Below are 20,245 nucleotides of genomic sequence, written 5' to 3' on the forward strand. Positions count from 1 at the left end.
CGTATGCAGGCGTTCCGACAACGCGGCGAGGTGCCGCAGCTGCCGTCGTGCGCCCGCCGGGGATGACGGGCCGGCCCTCAGGAACCGTCCGGGAAGCCCACCGGCCAGGTGTGCACCGGCTCGCCGCTGTGCATCAGCTCGGCGTACCGGCGGGTGGTGGCCGCGAGCGCCTCCTCCCGTCCGAGCCCGGCGTCCAGCCCGCAGTGATACGTGTCCGCCTGCCAGGACGCGCCGTTCACCCGCCGCTTGCAGCGCTCCTCGATGACCGTCAGGTAGTGGTCCCGGTCCGCGGGCTCGATGTTCCAGGCATCGAGCCCCGCCGCGGCGAGCGGCAGCAGTTCGTCCCGCACGAGCTCGACGGCCGGCACCCGGGTCAGCCCGCCCGCCCGCCCCGGCCGGGGCCAGGTCAGCTGGGCGTCGATGCCTCTGCGGCAGGCGGTTTCGAAGTTCTCGGCCGCGGCGGCGAACGGCAGCCTGGTCCACACTGGACGCGGCTGTTCCGCGAGCGCCCGTACGAGACCGTAGTAGAACGCGGCGTTGGCGATCACATCGGTGACGGTGGGGCCGGCGGGCAGGACGCGGTTCTCGACGCGAAGATGGGGTACACCGTCGGCCAGCCCGTACACCGGCCGGTTCCAGCGATAGACCGTCCCGTTGTGCAGCACGAGCTCCTGGAGCGCCGGTATCCCGCCCTCGTCGAGGACCCGCAGCGGGTCCTCCTCGTCGCAGATCGGCAGCAGCGGAGGGAAGTACCGCAGATTCTCCTCGAAGAGCTCGTAGGCCGAGCCGATCCACCGCTCGCCGAACCAGGTCCTCGGGCGCACCCCCTGGTTCTGCAGTTCGGGCGGCCTGGTGTCGGTGGCCTGCTGGAAGAGCGGCGGGCGGGACTCCCGCCACAGCTCCCTGCCGAACAGGAAGGGTGAGTTGGCTCCGAGGGCTATCTGGACGGCGGCGACGGCCTGGGCCGCGTTCCACACGTCCGCGAACCGTGCCGGGGTCACCTGCAGATGCAACTGGACCGAGGTGCAGGCCGCTTCGGGCGTGATCGATGTCGAGGTACAGACCAGTCGTTCCACACCTTCGATATCGAGCGCGAAATCCTCGCCGCGCGCGGCCACCATTTGATCGTTCAACAGTGCGTAGCGGTCCCCGTCCGAGAGGTTCGCCCGCACGAGGTCCTGACGGCCGAGGGTCGGCAGTATTCCGATCATCACGATTCCGGCAGCGATCTCTCCTGCCTTCCTGTGGGCATATCCGAGGCCGGTCCTGAGCTCCTCGGCCAGTTGATCGAATACGCGTCCGTCCAGGCGGTGCGGAACGATGTTCACCTCCAGATTGAACATCCCGAGTTCGGTCTGGAAATCAGGGCTCGCGATCCGCTCGAGAACCTCCGCATTCATCATCCGCGGCAGACCGTCCACACCTGCCAGATTCAGTTCGATCTCCAGTCCCATGAGATTGCGCGGGCGGTCGAACCTCCGTTCCGCCAGGAGCCTCTCCAGCCCCTCCAGGCACAGGTGAAGCTTCTTCCGGTACCTCTGCCGATCGGACAGGTCAAAGGTGCCCACCACGACCTTCTCCCCCATCGAAGCGTCCCTCCTCGAGTGGGCGGCCCGCGCCCCAGGCCGCTCGCGTCACGGTCGATAATGCCCAGGGCAGGTGATCGATAACGCCCCCACGGACAGCGCGGACCCAGTAATCTGGGGGCGGCCGCCCGGGGCACATTCCGACGGCATGGAGCACTGCGCAGTTTCCGCCGTGAGGCGGGTGGTGAAAACGCCGACGTGTTTCGGCCGACCGCGGCCGGGAAAAAACACCAGGCAGCAACTGCGCCACGCACGTCGAATCAGAAGATTCTCCGCATAATAAAGTCCGGATACCGCCTTGCCGGCAATACCTGCGGCGGCTAGCGGAAACACCGTGTGAACACCTGTCGTATAAACTCCGCGGACGAGGCAGAGAGTTGACGCACCGGCCCAGTCACCGGCCCCCCTCTGGCCCCGCACGCCGACAGCGCCGTCTGCCCCAGCCCACGCATCACCGTGTCTCCGAAGTGAGAGGCGACCCACTATGCCGCTGCATGTACCCCCGGCTCCCGCGCCTGCCCTGCGCAGCGTTCTCGCGGCACTCGGTTCACCCACCGCAGTCCGCGAGGCCCGCACGCCCGCTCTCCGGTCCGTCCAGGGACCGCTGAGCCCCGAACTCCCGCTCCCCGTCCATGTGCTGGACCGGATCGGCCCGAGCGGGGGCGCACCGCGCACGAGCCTGGCCGGGTGGCGGTTCCTGATCCGCAGCTCGGATCGGGCCGTCGCGGCGGCCGATACCATGCTCACCCCGGACGGCTGGACCTTCTCGCACTTCTTCGAGGGCCCGTACATCGCCTCGACCGAACTCGCCCTGCGCCAGGCGGAGACGGTGACGCCGCACTACCAGCCGCGTCTGCTGTCCATCCCCGAGCTCTACATGCTGACGCTGTGGCTGCACGAGGACATCGAGGCCGACGCGTCGGCCGGCGCCCTCGCCCCCACCGATCTTCTGGTGCCGCTGGCTCCCGCACCACCGGGCATCGCCGCACACCGTCCGCACCGGGTCGCCGATCTGCTCCCCGTGATGACCCTGCGCATCACCCCGGGCCGCTCCGGCCCGCTGCTCGGTTCACCGGCCTGACCACAGCCCGACTCCGGCTCGCCGTACTGTGCCCCGCCACCGTTTCCGGTGGCGGGGCACAGTACGGCGCAGGGGCACTCGGGGCCATCCGGACTAGTCCGGTCCGGCCACCCCGAACCACCCGAAGGGACAGTGCAGTTGTGTTGAACCGTCCGGCCGGGTGACGCGTCATGAGAGTAGGACAAGCGCTGCTGCGAAATCCCTGCGGATTGACGCCCGTGGGGCAACACTGGGACCGGACCGATTGATACGGGGGGCGGCCATGAACACATCGTCAAGCCGCAGGACATTCACTACAACGCAGCGAAAGAACCCATCCATGTGCCAGCACCAGCCACCCTGCCCGTCCGCAGACTCAGCCGACCGGGAAGCCGCCCGCCTGATGGCGCACCACCCGGAACAGGGCTGGAGCCTGCTGTGCAACGGCGTCCTGCTCTTCGAGGACACCGGTGAGCTGCTCCCGGACGGACAGATCATCGCCCCGCACCGTCCGCTGGACACCGGCCGGGTGATGAAGGCCGCCTGACGCGGCCCGTACGAACAGGGGCCGGCCCGGAGAAGATCTCCGCACCGGCCCCGACGCATGTCCGCGTCACACCCCAGGGGTGGTTCAGTTGTCGTACTCGTCCAGCGGCGGGCAGGAGCAGACGAGGTTGCGGTCACCGAACGCACCGTCGATCCGGCGCACCGGCGGCCAGTACTTGTCGGCGGCCGAGACGCCGGCCGGGAAGACGGCCTCCTCGCGGCTGTAGCCGTGGTTCCACTCACCGCCGACCATGGCGGCCGTGTGCGGGGCGTTGCCCAGCGGGTTGTCGTCCGCACTCCACTGACCGGAGGCGACCTTCTCGATCTCCTCGCGAATGGCGATCATCGTGTCGCAGAACCGGTCGAGCTCGGCGAGGTCCTCGCTCTCGGTCGGCTCGATCATCAGCGTTCCGGCCACCGGGAAGGACATGGTCGGCGCGTGGAAGCCGTAGTCGACCAGGCGCTTGGCGATGTCGTCGACGCTGACCCCGGTCTCCTTGGAGATCGGCCGCAGATCCACGATGCACTCGTGCGCCACCAGACCGGCCGGGCCGGTGTACAGGATCGGGTAGTGCGGTTCCAGACGCTTGGCGATGTAGTTGGCGGCGAGTACGGCGACCTGCGTCGCGCGCTTCAGGCCCTCCCCGCCCATCAGGCGTACGTACGCCCAGGAGATCGGCAGAATGCCGGCCGAGCCCCACGGAGCGGCCGAGATCGGTCCGACACCGGTCTCGGGGCCGGCGGCGGGCTGCAGCGGGTGGTTCGGCAGGTAGGGCGCGAGGTGCGAGCGCACGCCGACCGGGCCGACACCCGGGCCACCGCCGCCGTGCGGGATGCAGAAGGTCTTGTGCAGGTTCAGGTGCGAGACATCGCCGCCGAACCGGCCCGGCTTGGCGAGACCGACCAGCGCGTTGAGGTTGGCACCGTCGACGTACACCTGACCGCCGGCGTCGTGCACCTCGGCGCAGATGTCGGCGACGTGCTCCTCGAACACACCGTGCGTCGACGGGTACGTGATCATGAGCACGGACAGCTCGTCGCGGTGCTGCTGGATCTTGGCGCGGAGGTCCGCGACGTCGACCTCGCCGTCGTCGGCGGTCTTCACCACGACGACCTTCATGCCGGCCATCACCGCGCTCGCGGCGTTGGTGCCGTGCGCGGAGGACGGGATGAGGCAGACGGTCCGCTGCTCGTCACCGTTGGCCCGGTGGTAGGCGCGCACGGCCAGCAGGCCGGCGAACTCGCCCTGCGAGCCGGCGTTCGGTTGAATGGAGACCGCGTCGTAGCCGGTGACCTCGGCGAGACGCTCCTCCAGCTCACGGATGAGCGTCAGGAAACCCTGTGCCTGCTCGGCCGGTGCGAACGGGTGCAGCGCACCGAACTCGGGCCAGGTGATCGACTCCATCTCCGTGGTCGCGTTCAGCTTCATGGTGCAGGAGCCGAGCGGGATCATGCCGCGGTCCAGCGCGTAGTCACGGTCGGCGAGCTTGCGCAGGTAGCGCAGCATCGCGGTCTCGGAGCGGTGCTGGTGGAAGACCGGGTGGGTGAGGAAGTTGTCGGTCCGCAGCAGGGACTCGGGCAGCGCGTCGGCGGCCGAGGCGTCCATCGCCTCGATGTCACCGTCGGTGCCGAAGGCGGCCCACACGGCCTCGATCTGCGAGCGGGTGGTGGTCTCGTCGCACGCGAGGGAGACCACGTCGGCGTCGACGAGCCTCAGGTTGACCCCGCGCTCGCGGGCGTCGGCGACCACCTCGGCCGCCCTGCCGGGGACCCGCACGGTGAGCGTGTCGAAGTGGACGCCGGTCTCGACATCGACGCCCGCGGCCCGCAGCCCCTCGGCGAGGATCGTGGCGTAGCGGTGCGTGCGCCGGGCGATCGTCCGCAGCCCGTCGGGGCCGTGGTAGACGGCGTACATCCCGGCCATGACGGCGAGCAGCACCTGAGCGGTACAGATGTTGCTGGTGGCCTTCTCACGGCGGATGTGCTGCTCGCGGGTCTGCAGGGCCAGGCGGTACGCCTTGTTGCCGTCCGCGTCGACGGAGACACCGACCAGGCGGCCGGGCAGGCTGCGGGCGAACTTCTCGCGTACGGCCATGAAGCCCGCGTGCGGTCCGCCGAAGCCCATCGGCACACCGAAACGCTGCGTGGTGCCGACGGCGATGTCCGCGCCGAGGTCGCCGGGCGAGGTGAGCAGGGTCAGGGCCAGCAGGTCGGCGGCGACGGTGACGATCGCGCCGAGTTCGTGCGCCTGGTCGATGACGGGCTTGATGTCCCGGACCGCACCGGAGGCGCCCGGGTACTGCAGCAGCACGCCGAAGACCCCGCGCTCGGCGATCTCCGCGGGGATGCCCTCGGTGAGGTCGGCGACGACGACCTCGACACCGGTCGGCTCGGCGCGGGTCTGGATCACGGCGACGGTCTGCGGCAGGGCGTCGGCGTCGATCAGGAAGACGCCGTTCTTGACCTTGCCGACACGCCGCGCGAGCGCCATGGCCTCCGCGGCCGCGGTGCCCTCGTCGAGCAGCGAGGCACCGGAGGTGGGCAGCCCGGTGAGCTCGGCAACCATCGTCTGGAAGTTGAGGAGGGCCTCGAGGCGGCCCTGCGAGATCTCCGGCTGGTACGGCGTGTAGGCCGTGTACCAGGCCGGGTTCTCCATGACGTTGCGCAGGATCACGGGAGGGGTGAACGTGCCGTAGTAGCCGAGCCCGATCATGGGGGCGAGGACCTGGTTGCGGTCCGCGAGGGAGCGCAGCTCGGCCAGGACCTCGGCCTCGGTGCGGGCCGCCGGCAGCTGCAGCGCCTCGGCGCTCTTGATGACATCCGGCACTGCGGCCGCGGTCAGGTCGTCGAGCGAGCCGTAACCGACCTGGGCGAGCATCTTCGCCTGCGCCTCGGCATCGGGTCCGATGTGGCGCTCTTCGAAGGGAATGCCCTGCTCCAGCTGGGAGAGCGGAGTGCGACGGGGGGTCATGGTGGAGGCCTCCTGGTCTGTCACGACCTGCGAGGGGCACCGCGGCGCGGGTGCCCTGACGGCCTCCCCCTCTGTCATCTCAACCTGAGAGCTTCACCGGCCCGCCCAGCGGCGTACCGGCTTTCACCGTCGGTGAGGAAGGGAACCGTCCCGGCATCTGCCGCCACGAAACCCGCCCTGCTTTCCAGAGTGACCTCGTCCATGCGGTACGGGGGCCTGAGAGATTCCGGGGAGGATTTGCTCCTTCGGCGCCTGCCGGATGTGCTCCGGTGGACTCTCCCGCACGGGGTCATCAGCCATAGCCAGCCTACCAGCGGGGTTCGTGTTCGAGTTCTCGAGTGGCCGATACCCCGGATCTGCACTTTCGTAGTGGCTGTGGAGTAGCCGCGACCAACGGGAGGGACCGTGCAGACCGACATCGATCCGCGCAGCCTGATCGGCCGCAAGGCGTTCGACCGCACAGGCACCAAGATCGGCACCGTCGACGAGGTGTATCTCGACGATGCGACCGGTGTACCCGAGTGGGCCGCCGTGCGCACCGGGCTGTTCAGCAGGGATGCCTTCGTCCCGCTGGAGCCGAGCGAATTCGTCGAGAACTCGCTGCGCATCCCCTTCGACCGGGCCCTGATCAAGGACGCACCCGACTTCGGAGTCGGCCGCCATCTCTCACCGGAACAGGAACTCCAGCTCTACCGGCACTACGGTCTGGACTCGCCGCCCGAGGAGCCGGCAACGGACCGCGACTTCGGCAGGCTGGCCGGCCAGGACGAGTAGTCCACGGGGTCGCGCACCAGCGGCAGCGGGTCCGCGGGCTGCAGCTCCGGATCGTCGACACGGAACGTGCGTACCCGGCCGGGCGGCGACTCGGGTTCTTCGAACCGCACCGTCACCCGGCCCACGCCGCTGCCCTGCACCCACCCGTGGCCGAAGGTGTCATGGCACACGTCGTGCCCGGCGGGCCACCGCCGGGCCGCGAGCTGCTCGGCGGTGGCCTGCTCCTGTGCACCGTCCACCGGCGCATCCCCCTGGTCGCCCGCGACCGCGCCCGGGTCCTCGCCGGCCGGGTCCTCGGGCGCGGCCCGCTCACCGGCCGCCTGCGCGAAGAGATCTTCCTGGGTGTAGTCGGCGAGCCCCGTGACACCGACGCCGAGGAGCCGTACGCCTCCGGTCGTGTCCACGGCCTCCAGAAGCCGCGCAGCGGCCTCTCTGACCACCGCGGGGTCGTCCGTGGGGCCCCGCAGCGTCTCGGACCGCGTGAGCGTCGAGAAGTCGTACCTGCGGACCTTCAGCACCACGGTCCGTCCCGACCGCTCCGCTCCCCGCAGCCGCTGGACACACCGGTCGGCCAGGCGCTCGACCTCCGTCCTGACCCGGACCCGGTCGTGCAGGTCCACGTCGAAGGTGTCCTCGACCGAGACCGACTTCGCGTCGCGCTCCGCGACGACGGGCCGGTTGTCGTACCCGAGGGCCATCCGGTGCAGGGCGACGCCGTGGGCCTTCCCGAGCAGTCTCACGAGCTCCGCCTCGCCCGCCACGGCCAGGTCATTGACTGTGGTCATCCCGGCGCGCCGCAGATGGTCTCCGGTGGCGGGTCCGACACCGGGCAGGATCCGTACGGACATGGGCGCGAGCAGTTCGCGCTCGGTACCCGGCTCGATCAGCAGCAGCCCGTTCGGCTTTGCCTCCTCCGAGGCGATTTTCGCCAGCATCTTGGAGCCTGCGAGGCCCACCGAGCCGGTGAGTCCGGTGACCGCCTTGATCGCTTCGCGCAACTGCTCACCGATGGCCCGCGCGGACGCGGTGTCGTCCGCCACTCCTCCGGCCTCCAGGTCGACGAAGGCCTCGTCCAGGCTGAGCGGCTCCACCAGGGGCGAGAGCTGCCCGAGCAGGTGCATCACCTGGTCGCTGACCGTCCGGTACAGCGTGAAGTGAGGCACCAGATAGGCGGCATTGGGTGCCAGTCGCCTGGCCTGGGCGGTCGGCATCGCCGAGTGCACCCCGAAGCGCCTCGCCTCGTACGACGCGGTGGCGACGACCCCGCGCGGCCCCAGCCCGCCCACCACCACGGGCTTGCCGCGCAGACTCGGCTTCGCCGCCTGCTCCGCAGAGGCGTAGAAGGCATCCATGTCGAGATGCAGGATGGTGGGCGCGGCTCTCACATCCATCGATGCTGCCCTACCGCACTGACAATCGCCGCGCTCCGGATCCGCGCCCGGTCAGACGGCGCGGTTGCGCCGCCGTGCGAGTTCGTCGGTGGGGTTGTTGCCGATCAGCGTCTCGCCGGTGTCAACCCGCTCGCCGTGCAGCTGCGACAGCGCGGCGTCGACGTCGTGCCAGACCACCCCGACGGCGATGCCGAAGACCCCCTGACCCCCCTGGAGCAGATCCACGACCTCGTCGGGCGAGGAGCACTCGTAGACGGTCGCACCGTCACTCATGAGCGTCATCCGCTCAAGATCCCTGAATCCGCGGGCCCGCAGATGCTGGACCGTGGTGCGGATGTTCTGCAGGGCGACGCCCGTGTCCAGGAAGCGCTTCACGATCTTCAGCAGGACGACGTCCCTGAAGCTGTAGAGGCGCTGCGTGCCCGAGCCGTAGGCCGGGCGCACGCTCGGCTCCACGAGCCCCGTGCGCGCCCAGTAATCGAGCTGCCGATAGGTGATCCCTGCCGCCGCGCACGCCGTCGGCCCGCGGTAGCCGAGGTCGTCGGCCGCCGCCGTCCCGCCGCCTGCCGGAGCCGCCGGCTGAACCGGTTGCCTGATGGTGTGGCCGGCTGTACTTCCGTGCTGCCGATACGGCCCACCTGCTGCCGTACCGTCGCCGCTGCTTCTCACGCCGACCTCCGTCCTTGACCTGCCATCTCGAAGGTAGGCAGTCACCCGGGGTGCGTCAACGATCGCCACACTCGGCACGCCGAGTGATAATCACCCTGAGAGTGGTTTCCCGTGTCTCGCTCCCGGGAAAGGCTTGTCGGATGCGCTGACGGCTACCCCGCAGGACGGTCACTGGCTGTTGGTACCGAAGTCCTCCGGCGAGATCTGGTCGAGGAACTCCCGGAACTTCTCGACCTCATCCTCCTGCTCGTCCGGGATGGCGATACCGGCGTCGTCGAGCACCCCGTCACTGCCGTAGATCGGCGTGCCGGTGCGCAGCGCGAGCGCTATGGCGTCCGACGGACGCGCGCTCACCTCGACCCCGCCGGCGAAGACCAGCTCCGCGTAGAAGACCCCTTCGCGGAGGTCCGTGATGCGGACCTCGGTGAGCTCCTGGCCGAGGGCCTCGAGCACATCCTTGAAGAGATCATGGGTCAGCGGCCTGGCCGGAGCCATGCCCTGCTGCGCGAAGGCGATCGCAGTCGCCTCGCCAGGACCGATCCAAATGGGGAGGTACCGGTCGCCTCCCACTTCACGCAGGAGCACGATCGGTTGGTTGGAGGGCATTTCCACCCGGACACCCACAACGTCGAGCTCGTTCACACAGCAACCCTAGGACGTGCTCGGCAGGTTTGGGTAGTCGGGCTCCTCCGTGACTCAGTGGAGCCTGATCCGCAGAGCCGTCTGCACAAGCGCCGAATGAAGCCGCACGGAGAGCTCCGCAAGCTCCCTCGCCGTGGCCTCCGCATGTGCTCTGGTCTGCGGATTCCGGTGCCGGCGCAGGGGCGCCACCACCTGTTCGATCAGCCCGGCCTCACGCTCCGCGGCCCCCCTCATGGCCCGCAGATGACGCGGTTCCAGACCGAATCGCCCCAGATCCGCCACAAGTTTGGCCACGGTGACCGTCTCGGCGTCATATCCGCCGTCCGCCGTCGGAGCGACGAGGCCGTACGACTCCCACTCCTCGAGATCACTCTCGGTGACCTCGGCGGCTGCCAGCAGCTCGGCGCGGCCGATTCGCGCCGCAGTCGCCCGCCCCGGCCCGGTCTCCCAGGCACCGTCGGGAAGGTCCCGCTGCCCGCCCGGGGACGGCAGGGAGACCTGCTCGCCGCGGGCGAGTGCGTCCAGGTGCTCACGGATGACCTTCAGCGGAAGATAGTGGTCCCGCTGCATCCGCAGCACCTGGGCCAGCCGCTCCACGTCGTCGGGCCGGAACTTCCGGTATCCGGAAGGCGTCCGCTGCGGCTCGACGAGCCCCTCCGCCTCCAGGAAGCGAATCTTGGAGATGGTGACTTCGGGAAACTCGTCCCGCAACTGCAGGAGCACCGCGCCGATGCTCAGTGCACGGTCGTCGGCGGTGGCGGTGCCGTGACCGGCACCGCCCGTCGGTGTTCTCAGCATGGACCTTCCCTGACGGGTCAGATGCCTCGCTGGCTCGCGTAGAAGACCAGCCGGTACTTCCCGATCTGCACTTCGTCGCCGTTGGACAGCGCGACGGAGTCGATGCGCTCACGATTGACGTACGTGCCGTTGAGGCTGCCGACGTCCCCGACCGTGAAGCTGCCGTCGGCGTTCCGGCGGAACTCCACGTGCCGGCGCGAGACCGTCACGTCGTCGAGGAAGATATCGCTCTGCGGATGGCGGCCGGCCGTGGTCAGCTCGCTGTCCAGCAGGAAGCGGCTGCCGGAGTTGGGACCGCGGCGCACCACCAGCAGCGCCGAGCCCAGCGGCAGGGCGTCGACGGCGGCCTGGGCCTCGGGAGAGAGGGACGGCACGGACGTCTGACCCGTCGCCTCCGCCTCGTACGCCTCGAGACCGGAGATGGAGATGGTCGAGGTCGTCTCCGAGGGACGCTCGGACGGAGCCCCACCCCTCAGCGGCGCACCGCAGTTGGAGCAGAAACGACTGGCCTCGGCGTTGCGATGGCCGCACCTCGTACAGACCGGCATGGACGCAAACCCTCCACCCGTACTCGAGGTTGATGGATCCCCGAAACCTATGCGGCCCGCACCGGCAGGGTCAACAGACGACGCGCCGGAACCACCCGGAATGTCACCACCTGCACCCGCCACCTCATCGCGGAAGAGCGGGCGCTCCGTGCCCTGCTCATCGGCCTGGCCATGGCGCGGTGCGCGATGGCGGGCAGCCTCGTCGCGGGCGCTCTTGCCGAACAACTTCGCAAACAACTTCACGGGCGATTCCCCTTGACCGAAATAGACCCGCCCGTGGGGCAGGACGAACCCTGAATGAACACACCTGCCGACCCGGACATCTTCACAACGTCCCCAGTCACTCGACAGTTTCCACCACGCCCCACCAATACGATGCGGCGACCCCCCGCAACCTCGTACCTGTGTCCTCCGACCCCCGTACCCGGCGGCTTCACTGGGGTGACGACCGAGCGTAGTCAGGCCGCTTCGCCGGTCGCAAGGCGTTCACCACGATGTCGTCCGCCTGTGCCACATGCACAGTGGCCTGCTCCTTCTCCAGTGTCTGCACGACGCCGCCGGGAATGTTCAGCGCCGGCTCCAGATCCTGCGGCTTGCCGATGACCTTGAAGACGTACGGTGCGGAGATGGACCGGTCGTCGACCTTGATGTGGCCGCCGTCACCGGAGAAGTACGTGTTGACGACCACCCTCACGCCGTTGACCTCGATCGCCTCCGCGCCCGCCGCACGCAGCTCCTGGAGGGCGTCGAGCAGCATGTCCGCCTCCACCCCGTCGCCCGGGTCGTTGATCGTCAGCGTGATCCCGGGCCCGTGTGCCGCCACGGTCCCGGCGAGAATACCGAGCTGCCGCTCCTTCTCCACCGTCTGCTTACGAGCCTCCTCGGCCTGGTCCGAGCTGTTCTCGAGCTCCGTGCGCTGATCGTCCAGACGCTGCTTCTCATCCTCAAGACGCTGTGTGCGGTCGTCGAGTTCATCGAGGATGCGGACCAGGTCCTCCTGGCGCGCGCCGCGCAGTGCGCTGTTGTCGCTGTTCGACCGCACCTGGATCGCCAGCCCCAGGCCGAGCACGAACAGCAGCAGCGCGACGATGAGTTGAGCCCGGGTCACCCGGGGCGGCCAGACTCCGGCGATCAGCCGCTGGCGCCCGGTGAGCTCCTTGGGGGCGTCGGCCCGCTGCTCGCCGGCGCGCTCCTCGTCACGGGGAAGTTCTTCGTCGTTCATCGGCTTCAGGCCCGGAAGACGTGCCGGCGGATCGCCGCGGCGTTGGAGAAGATCCGGATACCGAGCACGACCACCACACCCGTGGAGAGCTGCGCGCCGACGCCCAGCTTGTCACCCAGGAACACGATGAGCGCTGCCACGACGACGTTCGACAGGAACGACACCACGAACACCTTGTCGACGAAGATGCCGTCGAGCATGGCCCGCAGACCGCCGAAGACCGCGTCGAGCGCAGCCACGACAGCGATCGGAAGATAGGGCTCGACCACCGCCGGCACCTCGGGCCGGACCAACAGTCCGACCACGACTCCCACGACGAGGCCCAGTACGGCGATCACGATGTGCCCTTCCCTGTGTCTGCCGCACCACTGCCGGTGTCTGCGGCCTTCGGCTCTGCTGTTCGTACGATCAGGCTCGGCGCGGCCGGAAGGCGCACCTGATCCTGGACCGAGATGCTGGTCCGGATCGAGAATGTGTCCTTCAGCGCCTGCAGATACAGGCCGTCGGCACTGCCTTGAAACGCGGTACTGAGCCGCTTCCCGTTCCCCACCGCAAGCACCGTGTACGGCGGCACGAGCGGTCTGTTGTCGACCAGTATGGCGTCGCCGGCGGCGCGGATCGCCGACAGGGCGGTCAGCCGCTGCCCGTTGATAGCGATGGCTTCCGCCCCGGACTGCCAGAGGCCGTTGACGACCCGTTGCAGGTCGCGGTCGCGCACCCGCCCCGTATCGGCGAAGCCGGTGGTCTCCCGCGGCCCGCCACCGCCCTGATCGGACTCCCGCGCGTCATCGATGACGAGCTTCACACCCGGCCCCTGCACCGCCGTCGCCCCGGAGAGCAGCGCCACCAGCTCGCCCTGGTCCCCGCCATGCTTTTCCAACGCTTTACGCTGACGCTCGCTCACATCGTCCCGGAGCCGGTCGACCTGTGACTCGAGGGTGTCGGCCGCCGATGTCTCGGCATCGATACGGTCGATGAGCTCTTCGCGTTCCTTGGCGAGGACGGGTGCCGCGACACGTGCCTCCGCTGCGCCGAGCGTGACGACGAGCGCAGCCAGCACAAGACCCGCCGCGAGGCCCAGTTTCGCTTTCACCGTGCGCGGCATCCCCGCGCTTCCGTCGGCCTTGCGGCGCGCGGTGGCCTCGGCGTAGCCCTCGTCCAGGCTGTGGTGCATCACATTGGTCAGCAGCGACATGGACGCGTCAGGGCGCGCGGATGCCGAAGCACTACTCCGATCGGGGGGCTGCTGCGACATGCCGCACATCGTCGCACGTTGCACCTGCTACCGCCGAATGGCCCCACCCAAGCGCCGGGAGGCGCGGCACCGCACCTCCCGGCGCATCCGGGGAACGTCAGTGGCCGGCGCTCTCCACGACCTCTGCCCACTCGTCGAGAAGCGCCTGGGCCGAGGCGTCGTCGGGACCCTCCGCCCACAAATGGGTGACGGCCTCCGCCGGGTCCGGCAGCACCATCACCCAGCGCCCGTCCGCCTCGACGACCCGTACACCGTCGGTGGTGTCGACATCGCGCTCGCCTGCGGCCTCCACCACGCGGCGCATGACCAGCCCCTTGACGGCCCACGGCGTGGCCAGATCGCGGTGCAGGACGTGCGCGCGGGGAATGCGGGCATCGATCTGGCTGAGCGTGAGCTGCGTCCGGGCGACGAGCCCGATGAGCCGCACGAAGGCGGCCGAACCGTCGAAGACACTGCTGAATTCGGGAACGATGAAACCACCGCGCCCGTCGCCGCCGAAGATGGTGCCCTCCTGGCGTCCCACCCGCGTCAGGTCGTCGGGCGACGTCGTCGTCCACTCCACCTGTGTGCCGTGGTACGCGGCCACCTGCTCGGCAACGCGCGTCGTCGTCACCGGCAGTGCCACCCGCCCACTGCGTCGCTCGGCGGCCACCAGATCGAGCATGACCAGCAGAGCCCGGTCGTCCTCCACGATCCGGCCTCGCTCGTCGACCAGGGAGAGCCGCTCACCGACCGGGTCGAAGCGCACGCCGAACGCGGCCCGGGCCGAGGACACGATCTCCCCGAGCCGCACCAGCCCGGAGCGCCGGGCGTCGGCGGATTCGGTGGGACGCGATTCGTCGAGCCCCGGATTGATGGTCAGCGCGTCCACACCGAGCCGCCCGAGCAGGCTGGGCAGGACGAGCCCGGCACTGCCGTTGGACGCGTCGACGACGACCTTGAGCCCTGCGGCGGCGATTCCGGAGGTGTCCACATTGCGCAGCAGCGACCCCGTGTAGGAGTCGAAGACGCTCGACGGGAAGTGCAGGTCGCCGATCTCCCCGGGGAAGGCCCGCCGGTACTCCTGACGTGCGTAGACCCGGTCCAGCTTGCGCTGGCGCGCCTGGGACAGGTCTGCTCCCCGCTCGTCGAAGAACATGATGTCCACGGAGTCCGGCACTCCGGGGGAGGTACGGATCATGATTCCGCCGGCGCTCCCCCGGGCCGTCTGCTGACGCGCTACCGGGAGCGGTACGTTCTCCAGGTCCCGCACGTCGATGGCGCTGGCCTGCAACGCCGAGATGACGGCTCGCTTCAGCGCACGCGCGCCTCGGGAGTGGTCACGCGCGGTGGTGACGGTCGACCCCTTCTTGAGGGTGGTGGCGTACGCGCCGGCCAGCCTCACGGCGAGTTCCGGGGTGATCTCCACGTTCAAAATTCCCGAGACGCCGCGGGCGCCGAAGAGATGGGCCTGCCCTCTCGACTCCCAGATCACCGAGGTGTTGACGAAGGCGCCGGCCTCGATGGTCTTGAACGGGTAGACCCGCACATTGCCCTGAATGATCGATTCCTCACCGACCAGACACTCGTCGCCGATGACCGCGCCGTCCTCGATGCGGGCCGCCCGCATGATGTCGGTGTTCTTGCCGATCACGCATCCGCGCAGATTCGATTGCTGGCCGATGTAGACATTGTCGTGAATGACGGCCCGGTGCAGGAACGCACCCGTCTTGACGACGACGTTCGAGCCGATGACCGTGTGCTCGCGCAGCTCGACTCCGGCCTCGATCTTTGCGTAGTCCCCGATGTACACGGGCCCGCGCAGCACCGCGTCGGGATGTACCTCCGCGCCTTCGGCGACCCATACACCGGGCGAGATCTCGAAGCCGTCGATCTCGACGTCGACCTTGCGCTCAAGGACGTCGGCCTGTGCCTTCACATAGCTCTCGTGCGTGCCCACGTCCTCCCAGTAGCCTTCGGCGACGTAGCCGTAGATCGGCTTGCCTTCCTTCATGAGCTGAGGGAAGACGTCGCCGGACCAGTCCACCGAGACGTCGGCCTCGACATAGTCGAAGACCTCGGGCTCCATCACGTAGATGCCTGTATTGACGGTGTCCGAGAAGACCTGACCCCAGGTCGGCTTCTCCAGGAACCGCTCGACCTGGCCACCCTCGTCCACGATCGTGATTCCGAATTCCAGCGGATTCGGAACACGGGTCAGGCACACCGTAACGAGACCGCCCTTTTCCTTGTGGAAGGCGATGAGGTCGGTCAGGTCGAAGTCGGTCAGGGCATCCCCGGAAATGACGAGGAAGGTGTCGTCCTTCAGCGCCTCTTCGGCGTTCTTCACGCTCCCCGCGGTGCCGAGAGGCTTCTCCTCGTTGGCATAGGTGAGCTCCATCCCGAGCTCTTCGCCGTCCCCGAAGTAGTTCTTGACGAGAGAGGCGAGAAACTGGACGGTTACGACGGTCTCATTGAGCCCATGCCGCTTGAGCAGCCGTAGCACATGCTCCATGATCGGCCGATTGGCCACAGGCAGGAGAGGCTTGGGCATGCTCGAGGTCATGGGGCGAAGACGAGTGCCTTCGCCACCAGCCATCACGACGGCCTTCATGTCGGAAACGTCCTCCTTGCAGAGACGACGGTTTGGCCGACTTCGCCCGTCGGGGCAACATCTGAGAGATCAACCGCGGACCGGCCACACTGCGCGGTACCGCATCAACGAGCTCAATCGGCTGCTACATCCGCCTTGACGAGCCGGCGGACCTGAACCACGTAGAGGATCCCTGCCCACCAATAGAGCGTTGTACCCCACCCCGCGAACGCCCATCCGAAAATAGCGGCCAGCGATCCAAGCCAACCACTTGCGTCACTGAGCAGCAACAAGGGGAAGGCATACATCAGGTTGAACGTAGCGGCCTTCCCGAGGAAGTTCACCTGGGGCGGCGGATAGCCGTGGCGCCGGAGGATTCCCACCATGACGAGAAGCATCAGCTCACGGGCGAGGAGGGCCGCGGTGAGCCAGAGCGGAAGGATCTCCCGCCAGGTCAGACCGACGAGGGTCGAAAGGATGTACAGGCGGTCGGCAGCCGGGTCCAGGAGTCGCCCGAGACTACTGATCTGGTTCCACCGTCGGGCGAGCTTGCCGTCGAGGTAGTCGCTGATCCCGCTGAGCATCAGGACCAGCAGCGCCCAGCCATCGCTCTTGGGGCCGCCGAACTCGGGGCGAAGGATCAGCCACAGGAAGAGCGGCACCCCGAGAAGGCGAGCCATGCTGAGGATGTTGGGGATGGTGAGGACTCGGTCCGTCTGAACCCGAGTCTCCTGGACCTCCACCCGGGGGCCTCCTGTGAAGAACGTGCCAATGATGCCCCCTGACCCTACCCTCAGCCACTGCGGCCGCTTGCACGGGGGTGAGGGAAGGACCTGTTAAACGCAGAAAAGCCCCGCACCAGAGGTGCGGGGCTTTCCCGGAATAATTGTTCGGCGGCGTCCTACTCTCCCACAGGGTCCCCCCTGCAGTACCATCGGCGCTGAAAGGCTTAGCTTCCGGGTTCGGAATGTAACCGGGCGTTTCCCTAACGCAATGACCACCGAAACACTATGAAATTAACCAACACCGGACAACAACACGGCCGTTCGTTATTTCAGAACTAACACAGTGGACGCGAGCAACTGAGGACAAGCCCTCGGCCTATTAGTACCAGTCAGCTCCACCCGTTACCGGGCTTCCACATCTGGCCTATCAACCCAGTCGTCTACTGGGAGCCTTAACCCCTCAAGGGGGTGGGAATACTCATCTCGAAGCAGGCTTCCCGCTTAGATGCTTTCAGCGGTTATCCTTTCCGAACGTAGCCAACCAGCCATGCCCTTGGCAGAACAACTGGCACACCAGAGGTTCGTCCGTCCCGGTCCTCTCGTACTAGGGACAGCCCTTCTCAATATTCCTACGCGCGCAGCGGATAGGGACCGAACTGTCTCACGACGTTCTAAACCCAGCTCGCGTACCGCTTTAATGGGCGAACAGCCCAACCCTTGGGACCGACTCCAGCCCCAGGATGCGACGAGCCGACATCGAGGTGCCAAACCATCCCGTCGATATGGACTCTTGGGGAAGATCAGCCTGTTATCCCCGGGGTACCTTTTATCCGTTGAGCGACAGCGCTTCCACAAGCCACTGCCGGATCACTAGTCCCGACTTTCGTCCCTGCTCGACCCGTCGGTCTCACAGTCAAGCTCCCTTGTGCACTTACACTCAACACCTGATTGCCAACCAGGCTGAGGGAACCTTTGGGCGCCTCCGTTACTCTTTAGGAGGCAACCGCCCCAGTTAAACTACCCATCAGACACTGTCCCTGATCCGGATCACGGACCCAGGTTAGACATCCAGCACGACCAGAGTGGTATTTCAACGGCGACTCCACAACCACTGGCGTGGCTGCTTCAAAGTCTCCCACCTATCCTACACAAGCCGAACCGAACACCAATATCAAACTGTAGTAAAGGTCCCGGGGTCTTTCCGTCCTGCTGCGCGAAACGAGCATCTTTACTCGTAGTGCAATTTCACCGGGCCTATGGTTGAGACAGTCGAGAAGTCGTTACGCCATTCGTGCAGGTCGGAACTTACCCGACAAGGAATTTCGCTACCTTAGGATGGTTATAGTTACCACCGCCGTTTACTGGCGCTTAAGTTCTCAGCTTCGCCGACCCGAAAGTCAGCTAACCGGTCCCCTTAACGTTCCAGCACCGGGCAGGCGTCAGTCCGTATACATCGCCTTACGGCTTCGCACGGACCTGTGTTTTTAGTAAACAGTCGCTTCTCGCTGGTCTCTGCGGCCACCCCCAGCTCATGGAGTAAATCCAATCACCAGTGATGGCCCCCCTTCTCCCGAAGTTACGGGGGCATTTTGCCGAGTTCCTTAACCATAGTTCACCCGAACGCCTCGGTATTCTCTACCTGACCACCTGAGTCGGTTTAGGGTACGGGCCGCCATGAAACTCGCTAGAGGCTTTTCTCGACAGCATAGGATCATCCACTTCGCCACAATCGGCTCGGCATCAGGTCTCAGACTTAATGTGTGACGGATTTGCCTATCACACGCCCTACACCCTTACCCCGGGACAACCACCGCCCGGGCTGGACTACCTTCCTGCGTCACCCCATCGCTTACCTAGTACAAGTCTGGTTCGTCGGCTCCACCACTACCCTCAACTCCGAAGAGATCGGGCCGGCTTCACGGACTTAGCATCGCCTGATTCAGTATTGGGCGTTTCAAAGCGGGTACCGGAATATCAACCGGTTGTCCATCGACTACGCCTGTCGGCCTCGCCTTAGGTCCCGACTTACCCTGGGCAGATCAGCTTGACCCAGGAACCCTTAGTCAATCGGCGCACACGTTTCTCACGTGTGTATCGCTACTCATGCCTGCATTCTCACTCGTGAACCGTCCACAACTCGCTTCCGCGGCTGCTTCACCCGGCACACGACGCTCCCCTACCCATCCGTACTCCCGTTGGGGATACATGTACGAATGACACGACTTCGGCGGTACGCTTGAGCCCCGCTACATTGTCGGCGCGGAATCACTTGACCAGTGAGCTATTACGCACTCTTTCAAGGGTGGCTGCTTCTAAGCCAACCTCCTGGTTGTCTCTGCGACTCCACATCCTTTCCCACTTAGCGTACGCTTAGGGGCCTTAGTCGATGCTCTGGGCTGTTTCCCTCTCGACCATGGAGCTTATCCCCCACAGTCTCACTGCCGTGCTCTCACTTACCGGCATTCGGAGTTTGGCTAAGGTCAGTAACCCGGTAGGGCCCATCGCCTATCCAGTGCTCTACCTCCGGCAAGAAACACACGACGCTGCACCTAAATGCATTTCGGGGAGAACCAGCTATCACGGAGTTTGATTGGCCTTTCACCCCTAACCACAGGTCATCCCCCAGGTTTTCAACCCTGGTGGGTTCGGTCCTCCACGAAGTCTTACCTCCGCTTCAACCTGCCCATGGCTAGATCACTCCGCTTCGGGTCTTGAGCGTGCTACTAAAACGCCCTATTCGGACTCGCTTTCGCTACGGCTTCCCCACACGGGTTAACCTCGCAACACACCGCAAACTCGCAGGCTCATTCTTCAAAAGGCACGCAGTCACGACTGTTGCTCCGAAGAACAACAGCGACGCTCCCACGGCTTGTAGGCACACGGTTTCAGGTACTATTTCACTCCGCTCCCGCGGTACTTTTCACCATTCCCTCACGGTACTATCCGCTATCGGTCACCAGGGAATATTTAGGCTTAGCGGGTGGTCCCGCCAGATTCACACGGGATTTCTCGGGCCCCGTGCTACTTGGGTGTCTCTCAAACGAGCCGTCAATGTTTCAGCTACGGGGGTCTTACCCTCTACGCCGGACCTTTCGCATGTCCTTCGCCTACATCAACGGTTTCTGACTCGTCTCACGGCCGGCAGACCGCAAAAGAGAGATCCCACAACCCCGCATGCGCAACCCCTGCCGGGTATCACACGCATACGGTTTGGCCTCATCCGGTTTCGCTCGCCACTACTCCCGGAATCACGGTTGTTTTCTCTTCCTGAGGGTACTGAGATGTTTCACTTCCCCTCGTTCCCTCCACACTGCCTATGTGTTCAGCAGCGGGTGACAGCCCATGACGACTGCCGGGTTTCCCCATTCGGACACCCCCGGATCAAAGCTCGGTTGACAGCTCCCCGGGGCCTATCGTGGCCTCCCACGTCCTTCATCGGTTCCTGGTGCCAAGGCATCCACCGTGCGCCCTTAAAAACTTGGCCAC

15 protein-coding genes, 2 rRNA genes and 1 riboswitch are annotated in these 20,245 nt (G+C 66.6%); of the genes, 3 read left to right on the forward strand and 14 right to left on the reverse strand.

Annotated elements, in window-relative coordinates; genetic code table 11:
* Positions 1 to 77 precede the first annotated feature (77 nt).
* The gene (locus LRD69_RS03175; protein WP_277325018.1) at positions 78 to 1,586 is read right to left on the reverse strand and encodes a glutamate-cysteine ligase family protein; all 1,509 of its coding nucleotides are present in this window, start codon (positions 1,584 to 1,586) and stop codon (positions 78 to 80) included.
* Positions 1,587 to 2,070: 484 nt separating this feature from the next.
* Here LRD69_RS03175 and LRD69_RS03180 point away from each other — a divergent pair, with 484 nt between their 5' ends.
* Together LRD69_RS03180 and LRD69_RS03185 are read left to right on the forward strand one after the other, a co-directional pair.
* Positions 2,071 to 2,667 (forward strand): hypothetical protein, encoded by a 597-nt coding sequence (locus LRD69_RS03180; RefSeq protein WP_277325019.1) that lies wholly within the window; start codon positions 2,071 to 2,073, stop codon positions 2,665 to 2,667.
* Positions 2,668 to 2,986: 319 nt separating this feature from the next.
* The gene (locus tag LRD69_RS03185; RefSeq protein ID WP_277325020.1) at positions 2,987 to 3,193 is read left to right on the forward strand and encodes a DUF5999 family protein; all 207 of its coding nucleotides are present in this window, start codon (positions 2,987 to 2,989) and stop codon (positions 3,191 to 3,193) included.
* Between the two features lie 84 nt (positions 3,194 to 3,277).
* On the opposite strand, the gene gcvP is transcribed toward LRD69_RS03185, so the two are convergent.
* The gene (gene gcvP / locus LRD69_RS03190; protein WP_277325021.1) at positions 3,278 to 6,163 is read right to left on the reverse strand and encodes an aminomethyl-transferring glycine dehydrogenase; all 2,886 of its coding nucleotides are present in this window, start codon (positions 6,161 to 6,163) and stop codon (positions 3,278 to 3,280) included.
* 194 nt (positions 6,164 to 6,357) lie between these two features.
* A riboswitch (glycine riboswitch) is annotated at positions 6,358 to 6,455 on the reverse strand.
* A 113-nt stretch (positions 6,456 to 6,568) separates the two neighbouring features.
* Between gcvP and LRD69_RS03195 the strand changes: the two genes are divergently transcribed.
* Positions 6,569 to 6,937 (forward strand): PRC-barrel domain-containing protein, encoded by a 369-nt coding sequence (locus LRD69_RS03195; RefSeq protein ID WP_277325022.1) that lies wholly within the window; start codon positions 6,569 to 6,571, stop codon positions 6,935 to 6,937.
* Here the strand turns inward: LRD69_RS03195 and LRD69_RS03200 are convergent.
* The 12 genes from LRD69_RS03200 to LRD69_RS03255 all read right to left on the reverse strand — a co-directional run bounded on the left by LRD69_RS03200 (position 6,862) and on the right by LRD69_RS03255 (position 20,243).
* On the reverse strand, positions 6,862 to 8,322 hold the full coding sequence (locus tag LRD69_RS03200) for a DNA polymerase IV (RefSeq protein ID WP_277325023.1): 1,461 nt from the start codon (positions 8,320 to 8,322) through the stop codon (positions 6,862 to 6,864). The two genes, LRD69_RS03195 and LRD69_RS03200, sit on opposite strands and share 76 nt — an antisense overlap.
* Before the next feature lie 57 nt (positions 8,323 to 8,379).
* Complete coding sequence (locus LRD69_RS03205) at positions 8,380 to 8,997, reverse strand: MerR family transcriptional regulator (RefSeq protein ID WP_277325024.1); 618 nt, start codon at positions 8,995 to 8,997, stop codon at positions 8,380 to 8,382.
* Positions 8,998 to 9,165: 168 nt separating this feature from the next.
* Positions 9,166 to 9,639 (reverse strand): bifunctional nuclease family protein, encoded by a 474-nt coding sequence (locus tag LRD69_RS03210; RefSeq protein WP_030921587.1) that lies wholly within the window; start codon positions 9,637 to 9,639, stop codon positions 9,166 to 9,168.
* A 54-nt stretch (positions 9,640 to 9,693) separates the two neighbouring features.
* Entirely contained in the window at positions 9,694 to 10,437 is a 744-nt protein-coding gene (locus LRD69_RS03215) for a MerR family transcriptional regulator (protein ID WP_277325025.1), read from the reverse strand.
* Between the two features lie 17 nt (positions 10,438 to 10,454).
* Positions 10,455 to 11,228, reverse strand: a complete 774-nt coding sequence (locus LRD69_RS03220) for an FHA domain-containing protein (protein WP_277325026.1) — start codon at positions 11,226 to 11,228, stop codon at positions 10,455 to 10,457.
* Positions 11,229 to 11,418: 190 nt separating this feature from the next.
* Positions 11,419 to 12,207, reverse strand: coding sequence for a DUF881 domain-containing protein (locus tag LRD69_RS03225; protein WP_277325027.1), 789 nt, complete (start codon positions 12,205 to 12,207; stop codon positions 11,419 to 11,421).
* Positions 12,208 to 12,212: 5 nt separating this feature from the next.
* On the reverse strand, positions 12,213 to 12,545 hold the full coding sequence (locus tag LRD69_RS03230) for a small basic family protein (RefSeq protein ID WP_003970459.1): 333 nt from the start codon (positions 12,543 to 12,545) through the stop codon (positions 12,213 to 12,215).
* A complete protein-coding gene (locus LRD69_RS03235) occupies positions 12,542 to 13,462 on the reverse strand; it encodes a DUF881 domain-containing protein (RefSeq protein ID WP_277325028.1) in 921 nt (306 codons plus the stop codon). Before LRD69_RS03235 ends, LRD69_RS03230 begins: the two co-directional genes overlap by 4 nt.
* A 97-nt stretch (positions 13,463 to 13,559) precedes the next feature.
* Complete coding sequence (locus tag LRD69_RS03240; RefSeq protein WP_277325029.1) at positions 13,560 to 16,055, reverse strand: mannose-1-phosphate guanyltransferase; 2,496 nt, start codon at positions 16,053 to 16,055, stop codon at positions 13,560 to 13,562.
* A 113-nt stretch (positions 16,056 to 16,168) separates the two neighbouring features.
* Positions 16,169 to 16,777 (reverse strand): CDP-alcohol phosphatidyltransferase family protein, encoded by a 609-nt coding sequence (locus LRD69_RS03245; protein WP_277325030.1) that lies wholly within the window; start codon positions 16,775 to 16,777, stop codon positions 16,169 to 16,171.
* A 145-nt stretch (positions 16,778 to 16,922) separates the two neighbouring features.
* Positions 16,923 to 17,039 (reverse strand): 5S ribosomal RNA (rrf, locus tag LRD69_RS03250).
* Positions 17,040 to 17,118: 79 nt separating this feature from the next.
* Positions 17,119 to 20,243, reverse strand: a 23S ribosomal RNA gene (locus LRD69_RS03255).
* Positions 20,244 to 20,245: the final 2 nt, after the last annotated feature.

Origin of the sequence: Streptomyces sp. JH14 (assembly GCF_029428675.1) — a bacterium.
In the GTDB taxonomy this organism is placed as follows: domain Bacteria; phylum Actinomycetota; class Actinomycetes; order Streptomycetales; family Streptomycetaceae; genus Streptomyces.